Source organism: Halomonas sp. PA16-9 (assembly GCF_009728585.1).
GTDB lineage: Bacteria > Pseudomonadota > Gammaproteobacteria > Pseudomonadales > Halomonadaceae > Vreelandella > Vreelandella titanicae.
The window spans coordinates 1,435,001-1,453,504 of sequence record NZ_CP040451.1 but is presented as its reverse complement, the minus strand read 5'-3'; the positions used below and the strand labels follow the sequence as shown (position 1 = coordinate 1,453,504).

General features: G+C 53.3%; 13 protein-coding genes, 2 tRNA genes and 1 pseudogene. 4 read left to right on the top strand and 12 right to left on the bottom strand.

The window, feature by feature from the left end:
- Positions 1-70 precede the first annotated feature (70 nt).
- The 7 genes and pseudogenes from lpdA to sdhC all read right to left on the bottom strand — a co-directional run bounded on the left by lpdA (position 71) and on the right by sdhC (position 9,707).
- Positions 71-1,510: a dihydrolipoyl dehydrogenase gene (lpdA, locus tag FDY98_RS06760; protein WP_022520465.1), complete on the bottom strand. Its 1,440-nt coding sequence runs from the start codon at positions 1,508-1,510 to the stop codon at positions 71-73.
- Positions 1,511-1,636: 126 nt separating this feature from the next.
- Positions 1,637-3,211 carry a 2-oxoglutarate dehydrogenase complex dihydrolipoyllysine-residue succinyltransferase gene (gene odhB / locus FDY98_RS06755; protein WP_027959715.1) on the bottom strand — a complete coding sequence of 525 codons (1,575 nt, stop codon included), beginning with the start codon at positions 3,209-3,211 and terminating at the stop codon, positions 1,637-1,639.
- Positions 3,212-3,249: 38 nt separating this feature from the next.
- A pseudogene (locus FDY98_RS06750) lies at positions 3,250-6,085 on the bottom strand (2-oxoglutarate dehydrogenase E1 component).
- Between the two features lie 388 nt (positions 6,086-6,473).
- A complete protein-coding gene (locus FDY98_RS06745) occupies positions 6,474-7,184 on the bottom strand; it encodes a succinate dehydrogenase iron-sulfur subunit (RefSeq protein ID WP_009287296.1) in 711 nt (236 codons plus the stop codon).
- A gap of 27 nt (positions 7,185-7,211) precedes the next feature.
- The gene (sdhA, locus tag FDY98_RS06740; RefSeq protein ID WP_022520468.1) at positions 7,212-8,984 is read right to left on the bottom strand and encodes a succinate dehydrogenase flavoprotein subunit; all 1,773 of its coding nucleotides are present in this window, start codon (positions 8,982-8,984) and stop codon (positions 7,212-7,214) included.
- 4 nt (positions 8,985-8,988) lie between these two features.
- On the bottom strand, positions 8,989-9,336 hold the full coding sequence (gene sdhD, locus FDY98_RS06735; protein WP_022520469.1) for a succinate dehydrogenase, hydrophobic membrane anchor protein: 348 nt from the start codon (positions 9,334-9,336) through the stop codon (positions 8,989-8,991).
- The gene (gene sdhC, locus FDY98_RS06730) at positions 9,330-9,707 is read right to left on the bottom strand and encodes a succinate dehydrogenase, cytochrome b556 subunit (RefSeq protein ID WP_196518187.1); all 378 of its coding nucleotides are present in this window, start codon (positions 9,705-9,707) and stop codon (positions 9,330-9,332) included. Before sdhC ends, sdhD begins: the two co-directional genes overlap by 7 nt.
- A gap of 501 nt (positions 9,708-10,208) precedes the next feature.
- On the opposite strand from sdhC, the gene gltA reads away from it, so the two are divergent.
- On the top strand, positions 10,209-11,495 hold the full coding sequence (gene gltA, locus FDY98_RS06725; protein ID WP_027959717.1) for a citrate synthase: 1,287 nt from the start codon (positions 10,209-10,211) through the stop codon (positions 11,493-11,495).
- 616 nt (positions 11,496-12,111) lie between these two features.
- On the opposite strand, the gene FDY98_RS06720 is transcribed toward gltA, so the two are convergent.
- The 3 genes from FDY98_RS06720 to gltX form a co-directional block, all read right to left on the bottom strand.
- Positions 12,112-12,187 (bottom strand) — tRNA-Glu (locus FDY98_RS06720).
- Positions 12,188-12,236: 49 nt separating this feature from the next.
- Positions 12,237-12,312 (bottom strand) — tRNA-Ala (locus FDY98_RS06715).
- Positions 12,313-12,446: 134 nt separating this feature from the next.
- Entirely contained in the window at positions 12,447-13,931 is a 1,485-nt protein-coding gene (gltX, locus tag FDY98_RS06710; RefSeq protein ID WP_027959718.1) for a glutamate--tRNA ligase, read from the bottom strand.
- A 309-nt stretch (positions 13,932-14,240) separates the two neighbouring features.
- Here gltX and FDY98_RS06705 point away from each other — a divergent pair, with 309 nt between their 5' ends.
- Positions 14,241-14,765: a helix-turn-helix domain-containing protein gene (locus tag FDY98_RS06705; protein ID WP_027959719.1), complete on the top strand. Its 525-nt coding sequence runs from the start codon at positions 14,241-14,243 to the stop codon at positions 14,763-14,765.
- 5 nt (positions 14,766-14,770) lie between these two features.
- Here the strand turns inward: FDY98_RS06705 and FDY98_RS06700 are convergent, their stop codons facing one another.
- Entirely contained in the window at positions 14,771-15,367 is a 597-nt protein-coding gene (locus FDY98_RS06700) for a hypothetical protein (protein ID WP_027959720.1), read from the bottom strand.
- A 221-nt stretch (positions 15,368-15,588) separates the two neighbouring features.
- Here FDY98_RS06700 and FDY98_RS06695 point away from each other — a divergent pair, with 221 nt between their 5' ends.
- Together FDY98_RS06695 and FDY98_RS06690 are read left to right on the top strand one after the other, a co-directional pair.
- Entirely contained in the window at positions 15,589-16,395 is an 807-nt protein-coding gene (locus FDY98_RS06695) for a sulfite exporter TauE/SafE family protein (RefSeq protein WP_027959721.1), read from the top strand.
- Positions 16,396-17,412: 1,017 nt separating this feature from the next.
- Positions 17,413-17,637, top strand: a complete 225-nt coding sequence (locus FDY98_RS06690; RefSeq protein ID WP_027959722.1) for a DUF2188 domain-containing protein — start codon at positions 17,413-17,415, stop codon at positions 17,635-17,637.
- Between the two features lie 48 nt (positions 17,638-17,685).
- On the opposite strand, the gene FDY98_RS06685 is transcribed toward FDY98_RS06690, so the two are convergent.
- Positions 17,686-18,447 carry a DNA adenine methylase gene (locus FDY98_RS06685; RefSeq protein WP_027959723.1) on the bottom strand — a complete coding sequence of 254 codons (762 nt, stop codon included), beginning with the start codon at positions 18,445-18,447 and terminating at the stop codon, positions 17,686-17,688.
- Positions 18,448-18,504 lie beyond the last annotated feature (57 nt).

Sequence of the window (18,504 nt, the reverse complement as noted above, 5' to 3'; positions counted from 1 at the left end):
CTTTGTAGATTAAGACAAAGCCGAAAGTTTGCGCCACCCTTAAAAGGTGGCGCTTCGTTGTTTAACTAAATTACTTACGCTTCTTGCGATTGGCCATATGAATCGCGTGACCATCTACCGCAAGCGCTGCTTCATGAATTGCTTCAGCAGTCGTTGGGTGCGCATAACACGTCAATGCCAAATCCTCAGCGCTGGAGCCGAACTCCATGGCAATCACACCCTGGGCAATCAATTCGCCAGCGTGTTGACCCACAATGTGCATACCGAGAATGCGGTCAGTTTCCGCATCAGCGATGATCTTAGCCATGCCATCTGAAGCGTTGTTGGCGAGCGCCCTACCGTTAGCTGCAAACGGGAAAGAACCCGTTTTAATCTCAATTCCAGCAGCCTTGGCTTCCTGCTCGTTAATACCGACCCAAGCCACTTCTGGTGCGGTATAGATCACGCTAGGAATAGCGTCATAATTCATCTCAGCCTTATGGCCAGCGATAATATCGGCCACCATAACGCCTTCTTCAGAGGCTTTATGCGCCAGCATCGGGCCGCGTACACAGTCGCCGATAGCATAAATGCCCGGGACGTTGGTACGGCACTGGTCATCGACAAAGATAAAGCCACGCTCATCCAACTCAACGCTAACGCCTTCGTCAATTACGCCTTTGGTGTAGGGGCGACGGCCAACACAAACGATGAGCTTGTCAAAGGTCATCTCTTGTTCGCCGTTGGCATCGCTGTACTTCACAACGACTTCTTCGCCTTTGACTTCCGAACCGGTCACACGAGCGCCGAGTTTGATATCCAGGCCCTGCTTCTTGAGTAGCTTCTGGGTCTCCTTGGCGATGGCGGTATCCACCATCGGCAGGAAGGTGTCCATGGCTTCAAGCATAGTGACTTCACTGCCCAGGCGACTCCACACACTGCCCAGTTCGAGACCGATGACGCCAGCCCCAATCACACCCAGACGCTTAGGTGCCTCGGTAAATTCAAGTGCACCACTAGAGTCAACGATCAAGCCTTCGGTCATCGGGGTCGGTGGAATCTCAACCGGCACAGAGCCCGCTGCGATAACAATGTTGTCAGCGTCATAGGTGGCTTTTTCACCATCATGACCAGTAACTTCGACCTGCTTAGACGCGACTACTTTGCCGGTGCCTTCAAGGGCGGTAACACCATTGGCTTTGAACAACGCGCTAATACCGCCGACGTTCTTGGCGATGACCTGATCCTTGAACTCAAGCATCTTGGCAATGTTCGTTGACACATCGCTGATTTCAATACCAATCTCGGCGTAATGGTCACGGGCCTCAACAAACTTGTGCGAGGTTTCCAGCAAGGCCTTCGAGGGAATACAGCCCACGTTTAGGCAAGTGCCGCCGTGAACTGTTTTACCTTCCTTGTTAACCCATTTTTCGACACAGGCCGTTTTTAGGCCCATCTGTGCGGCACGAATGGCGGCGACGTAACCGCCAGGGCCGGCACCAATAACGATCACATCAAACTTATCAGCCATGTTGGCTCCTCTAGCTTGCTGGCCTTCCGCCCGCTTTAACTCGAACCGGGCGGAAGGCTGTGTACGATTGCAGATATATCCTGGTTAAGCAGAAGCGTACTAAATCAATATGACGCTTATGCTTTTTTAGATATCCAGCAGTAGACGTGCCGGGTCTTCCAGCAATTCTTTCAAGGTGACCAAGAATTGAACGGCGTCTTTGCCGTCGATCATACGGTGGTCATAAGAGAGCGCCAGATACATCATCGGGCGAATCTCGACCTTGCCGTTGATGGCCATCGGACGATCCTGGATTTTGTGCATGCCCAGAATGGCAGTTTGCGGCGGGTTGATGATCGGAGTCGACATCAACGAGCCAAAGGTACCGCCGTTGGTGATGGTAAAGGTGCCGCCGATCATGTCGTCCATGCCCAGCTTACCGTCACGACCACGCTTGCCGAAGTCGACAATCTTGCGCTCGACGTCAGCGATTTTCATGCTGTCGGTGTCACGCAGTACCGGTACAACCAAACCACGGTCAGTGGATACCGCAACGCCGATATCCTGATAACCGTGATAAACGATGTCGGTGCCGTCGATAGAGGCGTTAACGTCCGGGAACCGCTTGAGCGCTTCTGAAGCCGCTTTTACAAAGAAGCCCATAAAGCCCAACTTAATGTCGTGAGCTTTTAAGAACGTCTCTTTGTACTGCGCACGGAGGGCCATGATCTCGGTCATGTCCACTTCGTTGTAGGTAGTCAGCATCGCCGCGGTTTGCTGCGCCTGAACCAGGCGCTTGGCGATGGTCTGACGCAGACGGCTCATCGGTACGCGCTTCTCGATGCGCTCACCCTCGGCAGCTGGTGCAGCGGCAGCTTTCGCTGGTGCAGACGATTTTGCTGCTTTCTTGGCAGAACCGTCTTTGACCGCTTTCTGAACGTCTTCTTTCAAGATGCGGCCACCTTTGCCGGTGCCTTCAATCTTGGCAACGTCCAGGTCATGCTCGGCAACCATTTTACGTGCGGCCGGAGCGAGGATTTTGTCACCGACTTTCTCGTCGGCGCCATCGCCATCGCTGCTGTCTGCTTTAGCGGACGCTGAATCGCCACCGCTTTCGCTTCCACTGTCGCCACCGGCCCCTTCGGTGAAGGTCGCAAGAATCGCTTCAGATTCAACCTGGCTACCCTCTTCGGCTTTAATTTCAGCCAGGGCGCCATCGGCCGGAGCGACCACTTCCAGCACAACCTTATCGGTTTCGATGTCGGCCAGCACGTCATCGCGCTTGACCGCTTCACCGACCTTTTTGTGCCAGGTCGCCACGGTGCCTTCCTGGATCGACTCAGGGAAGCTGGGGGCTTTTACGTCGTGTTGCTTGCCGCCACCGCTGGCTTTTTTCTCTTCTTTCTTACCTTCAGATTTCTCTTCGGATTTTTCAGCGCTGTCATCGCCAGAAGATTTCTCTTCTTTTTGGCTGCCAGACGCGCTGCCTTCACCGATTTTGCCTAGCACCTGCTCTGACTGAACGGTATCGCCCTCTTCGGCCATTACGTCCGTCAGGGTACCCGCTTCCGGTGCGACGACTTCCAGCACCACTTTGTCGGTTTCGATCTCAACAATCAGCTCGTCACGCTCAACGCTGTCACCCGGCTTTTTATGCCACGCCGCCACTGTGCCTTCGGCAACGGATTCCGGAAAGGTTGGCGCTTTGATCTCAGTAGCCATGTCGTTTCCCTTATATGTTCTCTAAATCCGGTGGTCGCTTATAAATTAAAAGCGTCTTCCACCAGCTGGCGCTGCTGTTCAGTGTGGACGGACATATAGCCAGCTGCTGGAGCAGCAGAGGCAGGACGTCCTGCAAATTTCAACTCGCGACCAAGGCCATCTTTCAGCATGTCGGCCACTGCACGCATATTGTGCTGGCTGGAGTACCAAGCGCCCTGATTAAGCGGCTCTTCCTGGCACCACACAATATCTTCTACGTTGGTATAGTCTTGCAGCGCTTCCAGAAGCTCTTCTTTCGGGAAGGGGTATAGCTGCTCAATACGCACAACTGCCGTGTCATGACGCTCATTCTCAGCGCGCCAAGCGGCTAAGTCGTAGTAGACCTTGCCAGCACATAGCACAACGCGTGTGACCTTCTTCGGCGCCAGATCTGCCTGGTCGGCGAGTACCATGTGGAACTTACCGTGAGCGAGATCTTCAAGGCTCGAAATCGCTTCTTTATGACGCAGCAGCGATTTAGGTGTCATCACCACCAGCGGTTTGCGCAGCGGACGAATCACCTGACGACGCAGTAGATGATAAATCTGTGCGGGCGTGGTGGGTACGCAGACCTGCATATTGTGCTCAGCACACATTTGCAGGAAGCGCTCCAAACGCGCCGAAGAGTGCTCCGGGCCCTGGCCTTCGTAGCCGTGTGGCAACAGCATGGTTAAACCACACACCCGGCCCCACTTCGTTTCACCCGACGAGATGAACTGATCCACGACCACCTGGGCGCCGTTAAAGAAGTCACCAAACTGAGCTTCCCAGATCACCAAGTCATTCGGCGCAGTGGTTGAGTAGCCGTACTCAAATGCCAACACCGCTTCTTCCGAAAGGAAGGAGTCATGAATGGTGAAACGCGGCTGACCATCGGCCATATTCTGCAGCGGAACATAGGTAGTGCCATCTTTCTGATTATGCACCACCGCATGACGGTGGGAGAAAGTACCGCGCCCAACGTCTTGCCCGGTAATCCGGATCGGATGCCCCTGCTCTAGCAGCGTGGCGTAGGCTAGTGTTTCCGCAAAACCCCAGTTAAGTGCCAAACCACCAGCCTGCATTTTACGCCGGTCTTCATAAATCTTGGCCACCTGACGCTGCACTTCGACGCCGTCCGGCACTTCACACATGCGAGCCGCTAACTGCTGCAGACGCTTCATATCAAACGTCGTGTCGGCATCACCAGACCATTCGTGACCCAGGTAAGGCGCCCAGTCAACGAACAGAGAAGCGTTGGGCTCTTGCACCAGTGCATTGGCAACGTGGTTGCCTGCCACGAGGTCATCACGATAGGTTTCGATCATCGCTTTAGCGGACTCTTCAGAGAGCACGCCCTGATCAACCAAGCGCTTGGCGTACAGCGAGCGCGCAGAAGGGTGATCTTTGATCTTGGAATACATCATCGGCTGCGTGCCTGACGGCTCGTCAGCTTCGTTGTGGCCACGGCGACGGTAGCAAACGAGATCGATCACCACATCTTTTTTGAACTGCTGGCGATAGTCGAGAGCGACTTGGGTGGCGTGCAGCACTGCGTCCGGGTCATCGCCATTGACATGAAAAATAGGCGCTTGAACCATCTTGGCAATATCAGTGCAGTATTCGGTAGAGCGTGCATCCAGCGGATGCGAGGTGGTGAAGCCCACTTGGTTGTTAATCACAATATGGACGGTGCCACCGGTTTTATAAGCACGGGTCTGAGACATCTGGAATGTCTCCATCACCACGCCTTGACCGGCAAACGCCGCATCACCGTGGACGTTGATCGGCAGTACTTTACTGCCCTCTTCGTCGTTACGGCGATCTTGGCGGGCACGCACCGAACCCTCTACGACAGGCGCGACAATTTCCAGGTGCGACGGGTTAAACGACATCGCCAAATGGACTTCGCCGCCCGGGGACATGACGTTCGAACTGAAACCCTGGTGGTACTTCACATCACCTGAGCCACGCTCGATGACTTTCTTGCCGTCGAACTCATCAATCAAGTCAGCTGGGTTTTTACCCAGAATATTGACTAGCAGATTGAGTCGACCACGGTGCGCCATACCGATGACCACTTCCTTGGTGCCATAACCGCCAGCACGCTGGATAAGCTCGTCCATCATCGGCACAAACGATTCGCCGCCTTCAAGACCGAAACGCTTGGTACCTGGATACTTGGATGCCAGGTAATTCTCCAAACCTTCGGCGGCCGTCAAACGCTCCAGCAACGTGCTTGCGCACGTCGGCACTGAAATCAGGCGCACTGCGTACCGACTCAAAACGCCGTTGTAGCCAGCGTTTCTCTTCCGTATCGACGATATGCATGATCTCGCAGCCGATGGAGCGGCAGTAAGTACGCTCCAACGCATCTACGATGTCACGCAGTGGCGCTTTGTCGATACCTAAAAAGAAAGAACCGGTTTGGAACTCGGTATCCAGATCAGCTTTTGAAAGCTGATGAAAGGACAGATCGAGATCGGGGACGGGGGTGGGATTACGCAGCCCTAGCGGGTCGATATTGGCCTTTTGATGGCCACGGAAGCGGTAAGCGTTGATCAGTTGCAGGACTTTTACCTGCTTTTTGTTTTCACCGCTATCGGCAGCGGCGACTACCCGGCCCGGGCGACTTTCGCGCCCCAACTGGTAGAACTGATCACGCACGGGGCTAAGTGGAACATCGTGGGAGGCACTGCCCTCGGGGCGCGGCAACTCATCAAAATAGCTGCGCCATTCGTCAGGGACAGACTCAGGATCGGCGAGGTACTGCTCGTAAAGCGCTTCCACGTAGTGAACATTGCCGCCACTAACGTGAGAGGAACGCCACATCAACTCCATTATGCCTTGTTGCATCTCTCGGTCACCCTGCACTGATGGGGTGGTATCGGTATCGTCGCAAACATGCGGCGACATCGCTATTGCCCTGCCGGCGGGGCGGGACATTTGCCGGCGGCGCCGGCCAACGGCCGGAAACCCTGTTCGTCTAGCTATTCTTCATCTCACACTTTATGTCGCATCTAGCGGTCATACTGTGTTTCTAGCGGTCATACGATGTTTCGTCTTCAGTTCATGCTCGAAAGCCGGTACCCCAGGCACCGGCTTTCAAACTTGTCTGATCAGCGGTGCGACGTGACGCCGCACCGCCTGACAAACCCTATGATAACAAGCGAAGCGCCATGATTTAAGTGGCATTATCACCCAACTTAAGTGGCAGGCGCTTTTTTACTAAGATGTCATAGGCTTAGGTAGCATCAGCGAGTAACATTTCGCGAATTTTACCAATTGCCCGGGTAGGGTTGAGCCCTTTTGGGCACACCGCTACACAGTTCATGATGCCACGGCAACGGAACACCGAGAACGGATCTTCCAGGTTGCTCAACCGTTCGCTGGTAGCCGTGTCACGTGAATCGGCCAGGAAGCGGTAAGACTGCAGCAAACCGGCCGGGCCGACAAACTTCTCGGGGTTCCACCAGAACGACGGGCAAGACGTTGAACAGCATGCACATAGAATACACTCATACAAGCCATCTAGCTTGTCGCGCTCTTCTGGCGACTGCAGACGCTCAATGGCCGGTGCAGGCGTATCGTTCTGCAGGTACGGCTGAATACGCTCGTACTGCTTATAGAACAGCCCCATATCCACGACCATATCGCGAATAACCGGCAGGCCCGGCAGCGGGCGCAGGGTCAGCTTGTTGTTTTTGACAACGTCTGACAGCGGCGTGATACATGCCAAGCCGTTTTTGCCGTTCATGTTCATGCCGTCTGAACCGCAGACGCCTTCACGGCAGCTGCGACGAAACGCCAAACCGCTGTCTTGTTCCTTCATCATATGAAGAACATCCAGCACCATCACATCGCGGCCTTTAGTATCGACCTGAAACTCCTGCATGTAAGGTGCGGAGTCGGTTTCCGGATTGTAGCGGTATACGGATACCTGAAGATTGGACATAGTGACTCCCTCTCGTCTATGCGGCGTTTAGTAGGTACGAACCTTAGGCTCGAACGTATCAACGGTTTTCGGCTTGAAGTTAACGTCGCGTTTTTTCAGCTCTTTCGTCGCTGGGAAGAAGAGCGAGTGCTTCAGCCAGTTGACGTCATCACGGTCTGGATAGTCGTAACGCGAGTGGGCGCCGCGGCTCTCTTTACGCTCTAGGGCAGCGATCGCCGTCGCTTCAGCCACTTCCATCAAGTTATCAAGTTCCAGTGCTTCTACACGGGCAGTGTTGAAGGCATTGGACTTGTCAGGCAAGTAGGCATTGGCGATGCGCTCGCGCAGCAGCGCTAGCTTGTCGACGCCTTCCAGCATGTTTTTCTCTTCGCGGAATACGCCGAAGGAGGTCTGCATGATTTCCTGAAGCTCAGCTTTCAGCTCAGGAATGCTTTCACCACCCTCAGACTCATTCCAGCGCGTGATCCGCTTCATGGCCGACTCAATGTCAGACTCGGAAGCGTCCAGGTACTCAATGCCTTCGTTCAGCGCGCCTTCAATAAACATGCCTGCAGCACGACCGAAGACCACTAGATCAAGTAGCGAGTTACCGCCCAAGCGGTTAGCACCGTGAACAGAAACACACGCTGCTTCACCACAGGCAAACAGGCCGTTAACGATATGATCGTTACCGCTTTCGTCCATGGTAATCGCCTGACCATGAATATTGGTCGGAATACCGCCCATCATGTAATGGCAGGTCGGTACGACCGGGATCGGGTCTTTTGCCGGATCGATGTGAGCAAACGTCTTGGAGAGCTCAACGATACCGGGTAGGCGCTTACCAAGTACTTCTTCACCCAGGTGATCAAGCTTCAAGAAGACGTGATCGCCCTTCTCGCCACAGCCACGACCTTCCAGAATTTCCATGACCATCGAACGGGCGACAACGTCACGGCCCGCCAAATCTTTGGCATTCGGCGCATAACGCTCCATAAAGCGTTCGCCGTCTTTGTTGATCAGGTAGCCACCCTCACCGCGGCAGCCTTCTGTGACCAGCGTGCCCGCACCGTAAATACCGGTCGGGTGGAACTGCCACATTTCCATGTCTTGCATCGGGAAGCCCGCACGCAGCGCCATGCCAATACCGTCACCGGTGTTAATCAACGCATTGGTTGTGGAAGCATAAATACGGCCTGCACCACCAGTAGCTAATACTGTGGCCTTGGACTTAATGTGAACCACTTCGCCCGTCTCGATACACATGGCGATACAGCCGACCACATCACCGCTGGCATTTTTGACTAAATCCACCGCATACCACTCATTGAGGAACACGGTATTGTTCTTCAAATTATTCTGGTAAAGGGTGTGCAACAGCGCGTGGCCGGTACGGTCAGCAGCGGCACAGGTACGAGCCGCCTGGCCACCTTCACCGAAGTTCTTCGACTGACCGCCAAACGGGCGCTGATAAATGCGACCGTTATCTAAACGCGAGAACGGCAAGCCCATATGCTCGAGCTCGAATACCGCTTTCGGGCCTTCAGAACACATATACTCCGCCGCGTCCTGGTCAGCGATATAATCGCCGCCTTTAACGGTGTCGTACATATGCCAGCGCCAGTCATCATTCGGGTCATCGGACGCAATCGCGCAGGTAATACCACCCTGGGCAGAAACGGTGTGAGAGCGGGTCGGGAAAACTTTCGATAACACGGCCGTCTTTTTGCCGGACTTCGCCAGCTCCAGAGCGGCTCGCAGGCCAGAGCCACCGCCACCAATAATAATGGCGTCAAACGTCAGGCTACGCAGATTAGACATGTAATCAAGCTCCCCACAGAATTTGAATGCCCCACACCAAGTACACGAAAATGCCCAAGATGATGACAGCTTGGACACCCACGCGCAGGCGAGTGGACTTGAGATAGTCGGTGGTGACGGTCCACAGACCAATCCAGGCGTGTGCGGCTAAGGCGACGAACGCCAGTAGCGAGAAAATCCGCATCCACGTCTGGCTGAACAGACCGCTCCACGTGTAGTAATCGAGGTTCGGATTAAACAGCAGAAAGGCAACGATAAAGACCGTGTAGAGGGCCAAAATAACAGCAGAAACGCGCTGCATCAGCCAGTCAGAAAGCCCACTACGGCCAAAACTTGTAATGTTAGTTACCATACCCAAACTCCTGCCAGAATAATCAGAACAGCGCTGACCACGACGGTGATCTGCGCTTTTTTAACGCCACCCTCAAGGGTTACCCCAATATCGGCATCCATCAGCAGGTGCTTGATACCTGCTACAAAGTGGAATGCCAGTGCGGATAACAACCCCCAAGCAATCAACTTAGCCAAAAAATTATTGGCCAGTGCATCGCTAACGGCGTCGAAACCCGCAGGAGATGACAAGGACTTGCCCAGCGCCCAAAAAGCGAAAATCAGGCCAACGAACAGGATGACACCCGTGATGCGGTGTGTGATCGACGTCAGCGCCGGCAGTGGGAAATGTATCGTAGTAAGGTCTAGGTTTACGGGTCGTTTGCTATTCACGGCTTTGTACACACTCTCTTGGCCCGCTCTGCGACAGGTCGGGCATGGCCCGAGCGGGCGGTGGTTGCTGGAAGGGGCTCGGCCGTTGCCAAGTCGGGCACGACCACCTACCTGCCGGTCGCGCGCCGTGGATTATAAGAACCTTCGCCCTCGCTTACAAACCGAACTCAGCCCTAACTCGACTATGGTGCAAGAAAATTGTCCGCATCCTGAGTCGATTTTGCGCTGCAGCATGGTTATAGTGACAGTAGATTAGCAATTTGATAAGCCTGTTAACATATCATGTTAGCCTATCGTCAATCTTCTGACGCTTCGCCATAATGTAGGCTTTTTCATCGCATACAAAAACTATTCAAAGCAACAATATTTGTACAACCTGCAGCTAGCGCTTAGGCTAATTGACAAAATGTCGCACACTTCTATAGTGGGCAAGCCTTTTCGCCGGCGCGGTATGCGCAGCAATGACTTTACGTCCCAACCCGAATTCGAAAGGAGGCCAGCATGGCTGACAGGAAAGCGACATTGACGGTAGACGGTCTGGATAAACCGATCGAGCTACCCATGTATTCCGGCACACTTGGCCCCGACGTCATCGACGTACGCGGTTTAGGCGCTGAAGGCCTGTTCACCTACGACCCCGGCTTTATGGCCACCTCTTCCTGCCAGTCTGCCATCACTTATATTGATGGCGGCAAGGGCGTGCTGCTACACCGCGGCTACCCGATTGATCAACTGGCCAAAGAGTCCAATTTCGTAGAAGTGTGCTACACACTGCTGTTTGGTGAACTACCCAGCGACGAGCAGTACGCAGATTTTGAATCGCGCATTCGTAACCACACCATGGTTCACGATCAGATCAACAACTTCTTTAAAGGGTTCCGCCGCGATGCCCACCCGATGTCTATTTTGTGCGGTGTAGTGGGCGGCTTAGCGGCCTTCTACCACGACCACATGGACATCACTCAAGAGGAAGATCGCGTGATCAGCGCGATCCGCCTGATCGCCAAGATGCCTACCCTGGCGGCAATGTCCCATAAGTATAATGTGGGTCAGCCCTTTAACTACCCACGCAACGACCTGACCTATGCAGAGAACTTCCTCTACATGATGTTCAGCAATCCTTGCGAAGAGTACAAAATCAACCCGGTATACGCGAAAGCCATGGATCGCATCTTCATGCTGCATGCGGATCACGAGCAGAACGCCTCTACCTCGACTGTACGCTTGGCAGGCTCCACGGGCGCCAACCCGTTCGCTTGTATTAGCGCAGGTATCGCGGCACTTTGGGGCCCCGCTCACGGCGGCGCCAACGAAGCCGTGCTGGCGATGCTCGACGAAATCGGTGAAGACTCCGAAGAGAACATCCAGCGCTTTGTTGATAAAGCCAAGGATAAGGACGACCCGTTCAAGCTGATGGGCTTTGGTCACCGCGTGTATCGCAACTTTGACCCGCGCGCCAAGGTAATGAAAGAGACCTGCGACGAAGTACTTGCAGAGCTCGGCATGGCCGACGACCCTCAGCTTAAAATCGCCAAGCGTCTTGAGCAGATTGCCCTGGAAGACGAGTACTTCATCGAGCGGAAGCTGTACCCGAACGTTGATTTCTACTCAGGCATTATTTTGAAAGCCATGGGTATCCCCACCAATATGTTCACCGTGATCTTCGCGGTATCGCGCACTATTGGTTGGATCTCGCATTGGCACGAAATGCTCAGCGAAAGCTACAAAATCGGTCGTCCGCGCCAGCTCTATATTGGCCACGACCAGCGTGACTATCCGAAAAAATAAACCACCCCCGCTTGACAGTACGATCAAAGGCCACCTTCGGGTGGCCTTTTGCGTATGGGCTGATTAACGCTCTGGTGCATAGACCCAACGCACCACCACATGCGCTCGCGACCATTCACTAACCTACCAGGTGCCTTGAGCAAGCTCTCCCCTTAGAGCCCCCTCGCCCCTTCTGAGCCTAGGCCGCTGCGATAGCCGGATGCAACATTGAAGGACTTCAAAAACGCCTAATTCGACTCTATTATCGCTTGACTTTTTTGCTTCTGGATCCTGCTCAAGGTTTTCCACACTATCTGTGGATAACCCTGTTCACAACCACTTCAAAACGTCCCGAAATCGCCATGGGCAGTGGGCCAGCCTTAAATTGGTTATTTTTTAACCTAACATAAGTTGCTGTTTTTTAACGATTTAAGTTCTGTTAAAGATTTTTTACGTCAACAACAAGGGGTTGTGCACAACCTTAAAACTAGAATCGCAAAAGTGGACAAGTCAAGCACAAAATCGTCCAAAAATTGTCGATTTGTAGCTCTTTTGTGAACGGCAGGAATACAAAAAGCCAGCAAATGAGAAGACTCATTGCCAGAGAAATAAACGATTAGGAGGGATACTGAATTAGTGGCGTCCCATAGGGGGTTCGAACCCCTGTTACCGCCGTGAAAGGGCGGTGTCCTAGACCACTAGACGAATGGGACGTATATCGAGCCGCTTCGCGAAAGCGTACTGATAACAAGTACTACTAATTGGTGGAGCCTAGCGGGATCGAACCGCTGACCTCAACACTGCCAGTGTTGCGCTCTCCCAGCTGAGCTAAGGCCCCACATGTCGCGAAGACGGAGCGTATAATACTGATTCCGCTGGCCTTCGTCAACAGCAAAAACGCCAATTCCTTAAGGGTAAGAAATTGGCGCTAACGCTATCTCAAGCGCGGTTCGCTGATTTTACTAAACTATTTCACAAAGCGATCTCACGAAATTCTTTTTCAAAGCGCTTTGCCTGCTTTTTCGAGACGCCGCCCAATACCTCTATCGCACTACGCAGGCGTGCCCGGGTAACGTCTGAACCCAGAATCGCCATGGCATCCATAACCGAGGTGCTGGACGTGCTGCCGGTAATGGCAATAAACACCGGTGCCAGAAAGGCTTTCATTTTCAAGTCAAAGTGCTCAGCCAGCGTTTTCACCTCGTTCAACAGCGCCTCTTTATGCCAAGCCGAAACACCCTCGAACCGCCAGACAAGGAACTGAAGCAGTTTGACCAGTTCCTCTTCCTCAAGCTTCACACTATCAAACGACGCTTTTGTTAGCACCGGAAGGCCTGAGAAGAAGTGCCCTGCCAACGGCATTACCTGGGAGAGCGTCTCTACCCGAGGTCGCACCTGTGGCAGTATCTGCTTAACGTAGGCTTCATTGAAGGCCCAGTCGCGCAGCGCGCTCAACAGTGCATCATCATCCAGGTCTTCACGGATATACACACCGTTTAACCAGGTCAGTTTCTCCAGATCAAATACAGGGCCACCTAACGAGACACGCTGAACGTCAAACTCCGCCATCATCTCTTGTAGACTGAATTTCTCGCGCTCATCGGGCATCGACCACCCCATCCGCCCCAAGTAGTTGGTAACGGCCTGGGGTAAAAAGCCCATCCGACGATAATAATTGATGGAGGTCGGGTTTTTGCGCTTAGAGAGTTTGGATTTATCGGGGTTGCGCAGCAGCGGCATGTGACAAAGTTGCGGCATTTGCCAACCAAAATACTCATACAGCAGTTGGTGCTTTGGTGCGGAGTTAATCCACTCTTCTCCACGCAACACATGGGTAATCGCCATTAGATGATCGTCGACCACATTGGCGAGGTGATAAGTGGGCATGCCGTCTGATTTAAGCAGAATTTGCGCATCCACCTGCGCCCACTCCACTTCAATCGTTCCGCGCAGCATGTCGTTGACCACACAAACGCCTTCGGCGGGGACATTCATACGCACTACATAAGGCCAGCCTTCCTGTTCACGGCGTGCTTGCTCCTGGCTATCCAATGCTAAATCAGCAGGCTTCAATGCCAGGTGCAAGCCCGCAGCCTTGCGGGTTTCACGCAGTTCATCAAGCTCTTCACTGGTGCGGTAACACTTAAATGCATGCCCGGCATCCAACAACTGCTGGGCGTATTGAGCATATATATCGCCACGCTCGCTTTGCCGATAAGGGCCGTGGGGGCCGCCAACATCCGGGCCTTCATCCCATTCAAGACCCAGCCAGCGCAGTGAATCGAGAATCATCTGCTCCGACTCAGGCGTAGAGCGCACCCGATCAGTGTCTTCAATACGCAGAATGAATTGGCCACCGTGCTGACGCGCAAAACATAGGTTAAAAAGCGCGATGTAGGCCGTACCAACGTGGGGGTCTCCTGTGGGAGAAGGTGCGATGCGAGTACGTACGGTCATGAAAACGTCCTATTGGCAAAAATGCATGGCGATATTATACGCACCTTAGGCGCAACCAACAGCGTCGCGCAGGGAACGACTAGCGCAAGAAAGCGTCAGAGAAATTAACTCAACGTTATTTGTCCACTAATGCGCGCTAAAGCACAATCGCTTAGTATGGCACTGCAGCAACATCTTGGGTGCATACCCCAAGCTTGAGACAGACCAATAAAGTATGTTCATAGCACCACTATCTATATTAGCTATATTAGAGAAATTTATAGTGGAAGACATTCAACGAGCTTGTTAGCTCATCATCAGGAAGACGAAATGGAATCGCTAGGCTCACGTATCAAGCAACTGCGGCTTAGGGCCAAGCTCAACAAAGCTGCCCTCGCACGCAAAGTTGGCGTGTCAGATGTCACCATTTCTTATTGGGAATCTGGGGCGATCAAACAGATCGGTCACGAACGCCTTGTGGCGCTCGCTGATGCACTCGACTGCTCCCTGGCAACTCTATTGGAAGGTGATAGCGCCCCCGAGCTATTAACGTTGACCCATACTGGTCCCCTCCCCTGGGAACAAGTACAGGCAACGACCATTAAAGTGCCCAGTCACCTCCCGCTGAACATCGACTGGAAAGCACCGTGCGTAATGGCAACACCCGGCCCAGGTACAGATTTTTCACCCGTTAATGCTGGTGACCTTCTGCTACTCGGGCCGACCCATGTGTTTCACAAAGCGGGCCACTATGTAGTGCAACGCGACGATCGTTTCGTCATTGAGCACTTCGCCAAAGCCCCAAGCGACACATCGATTCATGCAGTACTGCTAGCCCATTGGCATCCTGCCTAAAGCGTCTACCTCCCCGGACTCTCTAGCACCTCCACCTGGTCACGCGTTTGCCTTGGCTCACTCCCCACCAAGAAGCGTCGTGAGTAGGTGGCCACTTGGCCCAGCCCATGGCGGGATTGATTTACCAGCTCTCCCGCCAGGTGCTGGCCCTCGTGGCCAATACGCGCTTGAACGGCTTCCGGCTGCACACTGCCTTCGGAAACCTCAACCTGTACTATATAGCCACCATCGGGTAAGCCACTGCCAGGGCCAAATGGTCCCGCTGCGAACACGCCATTCTCTATACGCGTCCGCTCACGCCAACGCACGCTGCTGATCTCGCGTTCGACAATAATCTGTACCAGCGTTTCATCGGGCAAGTTGCTCTCACCTTCCACCATTAAACGCCGATCACTGCGCAGCGATACATGCGCCATTATCTCGACGACAAGAGGCGCCACCTCTTCTGCCACAGCCACGTCTATCTCAGCAGCTGTGGGCTCAGGGGCTGATGTTTGTTCTGCAGTTGATACCGACTCACTCGGCTCGTCTGTTTCGCCACAGCCTGCCAGTAGCGCAACGGATATCATCAACACACCAACACTGCTTAATACATTGCGCATACGCACTCCAAAATATTGCCCCGGAGCCTGTCAGGCTTGACCGATCGTCGCGAAAAGCACACGAATTTGCAGTAGATCAGCATTCAGTCTGACAGACTCCTAGCAGCTTACCACTGCATAGCCGCTACCACAGTGGAATACTTGTATTGGCCCCGCGACAGGCACCGCTTCAGGTACAATATGCTTATCATGCTAACAAGACACTTTTAGGAGCAGCGGCTTTGGACATCATTTGGTGGTTGGCCTATATAGCACTGGGCGGTTTTGTGGGCTTGATGGCGGGCTTATTGGGGATTGGTGGCGGCGGCATTATGGTGCCAATTCTGACGTCGCTTTTCGTACTCCAAGGCGTGCCCCACGAGCACCTTGCCCACTTGGCTTTAGGCACCGCCATGGCGGCTATCATTCCCGCCTCTACCGCTAGCCTGCTTTCCCACCACCGGCACGGAGCCGTTCGCTGGGACATCGTGCGCTTTATTACCCCAGGCATATTAGTCGGCACCTTTTTGGCGACCTTTATCGCTGCGCTGCTGCCCACCCGCGGCCTTGCCATCTTTTTCGCCTGCTTTATGGTGCTAATGTCGCTCCAGATGCTGGCAAACATCAAGCCCAAACCGAGCCGCGGCTTACCCGGCCCTCTCGGCGTAAGCGGTGTGGGCCTGGGCATCGGTGGCATTTCCGCGCTCGTTGCCATTGGCGGTGGCTCACTAACAGTGCCCTTCCTCACCTGGTGTAACGTCAAGCTACCCCGCGCAATAGGCACCTCAGCAGCCGTAGGGCTGCCGATCGCGGTTGCCGGGGCGCTTGGCTACATAATCAACGGATGGTCTACCCAAGGGCTGCCCAGTGCAGCGCTCGGCTACGTTTACCTGCCCGCGCTACTGCTCATGGCGCCCTTCAGTATCCTAACGGCTCCCATCGGAGCAAAATTAGCGCATAGGCTGCCCGTCAAACTTCTCAAACGAGTATTCGCGTTTATGCTGATGGGGCTGGCACTGCAGATGGTGTATGCGGTGTTTACTGCTTAAACCCAGGCTTTAGCGTAAGGTCCTTTCTCGGAATGCTAAAATGGGCAGTATATGAGAAACTGCCGTCCTTTTTACGGCGCTTGCGAATCGTTGCCATACTTGCCTCTCAGATGTACCAAATCAAAAGCGGCTCAAGTACCAAATATGTACCAACGAACCATGTAAAACGCCGCTTAACTACTGTAAATATGAACAGCTATGAATGATACCACAACCGCGCAAACCCGCATGAAGTCTGGCATTTTCCGCCCGGAGCTGGATAGAACTTTCTCCGTAGCGCCCATGATGGATTAGATCGAAACCCCGCCTTTAAGCCTCTCGTTAAGAACAAGTACCAAATTTGTGCCAACAAAATAGCGCTTTTGCGCTGTTTCCCTTTTGCTTACAGGTACGTGAGTGACGCGTGTGCGTGCGCATCATGCGTAAGGGGGCGCCAGAATGTTTGGGGGTCTCGGAAAAGGTAATAAAGGTAACCAATCTCGAAAATATACACTAACATACTGAAATACATCAAATTAAAACAGTCGTTCAAAAGGTAATAAAAAGGTGATCAATAGGTAACCACATTACCTTTTAAATAGGTAAATTCTTGCTTTTATAAAACCTCATATTTTCAGCAACTTACTCAAAGATTACCTTTTAGATCACCTTTTATTACCTTTTAGAGGTAACCTTAAAAACAAATAAAAACAAAAGCTTATAGACTAAAAACAGCCAAATTACCCAGATTACCTTTTTCCGAGAACCCCATGCTTTCTGAGAAGTTACCCCCGTGGCCTCCTTGTCTGGGGTGACTCCATTAAATTCGCAAGATTCCGCATGAAAAAGCCTCCCTGTAAAAGGGCCATAAAGCCCAGCACCTGCACGGCTTGGTAGCTAGTGCATGGGTGCATAAAAACACACAGGTTTAGCGCGCAGGCGGGGCGGGGAGTCGACGGCGCGCCGTGGGTGGGCAAGGCTGGTTTTTTTGGTCTAGGGTGACTAAGTGTAAGACTTAATAAAAATGAAGGAGGAACAGTGGATAACTATCACCTCACAAAAGATGGCGACGACTGGAAGTTACAGAAGGAAGGTAGCGACCGTGCCATAAAAAGGTCTGACACGAAAGCTGATGCTATGGAGCACATGAAAGGCTATATGGATGGCAAAGAAGGGTCAGTAAAAATCCATAAAGAGGACGGAGAATTTCAGGAGGAGCGCACCTACCCACGCAGCTCTGATCCTCGCAGTTCCAAAGGTTAATGCAAAGGCCGCCCTCGTTTGGGCGGCCTTTGCTGGAGCCATGCTGGCTTAACGATTGGTAATGATGAGTTCCTCCCGTGGCTCTGTGGCCTGCTGCCCGACCGTGTACCGAATTTCAGTAGTTTTAATGGTCAGGCCTTGGAAAGCATCACGCATTTCAGGTGTGTCGTTGACGCTGATCACGAACTGCCCCTTCCCTTCTCGGGCTAGCTCCCCCATACGGTAGTACTCCTCAAGTGGGAAGTCACAGCCGTAGCCGGCGGTTCCCCAGTAAGGTGGGTCGAGATAGAACAGCGTCCCTGCCCGACCGTAGCGTTTGATGCACTCCGCCCAATCCAGATGCTCAACCACTGTGCGAGCCAAGCGCAGGTGTGCGGCGCTGAGATCTTCCTCGATGCGCAACAGGTTCATTCGTGGTGGGGAAACCGCAGAGGTGCCAAACGTCTGGCCGCTCACTTTGCCGCCAAAGGCTAGCTTTTGAAGGTAGAAGAAACGTGCCGCCCGCTGGATATCGGTTAGGTGGCGTGGGTCGATCTCTCTTTGCGTGAGGTATTCTTCCCGGCTGATCAGTCCCCAACGGAACTGCTTTACCAGCTCATCAGGGTGGTGCTTCACGATGCGGTAGAGGTTCACCAACTCCCCGTGCGCGTCGTTGATCACTTCCACTTTGCTGGGTGCTTTCATAAAGAAGAGCGCAGCCCCACCGCAGAAAGGTTCCACGTAGGCAGTGTGCGGTTTGAATAGCGGTAAGATCTGTTTGGCCAAGCGTCGCTTGCCGCCCATCCAGGGCAATATCGGTCGATTCGTCATCCATGAAACCTGTTAAAATATACAGTGTTGATATAAAGTAGTTGGTATCGCTTGCGG